The following is a 1,066-nucleotide window of genomic DNA, read 5'->3' as shown; positions in this document are numbered from 1 at the left end:
AACAACGAAGTGCACGTTGCCAAAAGGTAGGCCCAGACAAGTAAGTGAAGATGACTTGTGTGACCTGCCAGTCAACCCAAGTGCACCATGAACTACACCCATCTGAGCCAAAGCGAACGTTACCAAATCCAATGCCTGCGCGACGTGGGGCTGTCGATCACACAGACAGCCCTGCGCCTGGGGCGCCACCGCAGCACCATTGCCCGCGAGATCCGGCGCAACAGCGACGCCAGCACAGCCTACCAAGCCCACAACGCCCATCAACAGGCTCTCTCGCGCCAAAGCGGCCAGACCAACGCTCAGCGCTTTGACGATGCCCAGTGGGAGCTGGTGCTGTCGTATCTGCAGCTGGATCTGTCACCTCAGCAGGCCGCCGCCCGCCTGGGGCTGGAAAGGCGCCTGCGCATCAGCCACACCTGCATCTACAACCGGCTGCGCCGCATGGGACAAGCTGCACCGCGCCTGCGTTGCGGCCAGTGCCGGCGCAAGGCACACACAGGTGCGGGGCAACTGCGCGATCGCGTGGGTATCGCACAGCGCCCCGCCATCGTGGACAAGCGAGCGCGCCTGGGGGATTGGGAGGGCGACACCATCGTCTCGGGTGCGGGTGGGCTGGCAGGGCTGGTGACCCTGACCGAGCGGCGCTCGCGCTACACACTGGCGCAGCGTGTGCAGCGGCGCCAGGCCGAGCCGGTGGGCCAGGCCATCATCGAAATGCTCAGGCCCCATCCTAGGCGCCGCCACACCCTGACGCTGGACAACGGCAAGGAGTTCGCCCAGCACAGGTGGGTACATAGGCGTCTAAAGACGAAGGTGTACTTTGCTGACCCGCACAGCCCCTGGCAGCGTGGGCTCAACGAGAACCACAATGGACTGCTACGCCACTACTTCCCCAAGGGCAGCGATCTAGGCATGGCCAGCGAAGAGCAGGTGCTCCAAGCCGTGTACCGGCTCAACCACCGACCCCGCAGATGCTTGGGCTGGAAGACTCCGCATGAGGTGTTCCACGGCTACAAAGTGACCCCACTTACACTGGGGACTGGCGCACTTCGTTGTTGAAACCGCC

General features: G+C 63.9%; 1 protein-coding gene. It reads left to right on the top strand.

Going from position 1 to position 1,066, the window contains the following annotated elements:
* Positions 1-87: 87 nt before the first annotated feature.
* Positions 88-1,059: an IS30 family transposase gene (locus tag ACODSU_RS25260; RefSeq protein WP_488845709.1), complete on the top strand. Its 972-nt coding sequence runs from the start codon at positions 88-90 to the stop codon at positions 1,057-1,059.
* The last annotated feature ends 7 nt before the right edge of the window (positions 1,060-1,066 follow it).

This window comes from Acidovorax sp. FG48, from assembly GCF_057809085.1.
Note: the sequence above shows the minus strand (reverse complement) of the source record. Positions and strands in the feature narration are given on the sequence as shown.

Excerpts from the sequence above, each read along its gene's own strand:
- ACODSU_RS25260 (WP_488845709.1), top strand. The coding sequence starts at position 88 with ATGAACTACACCCATCTGAGCCAAAGCGAACGTTACCAAATCCAATGC.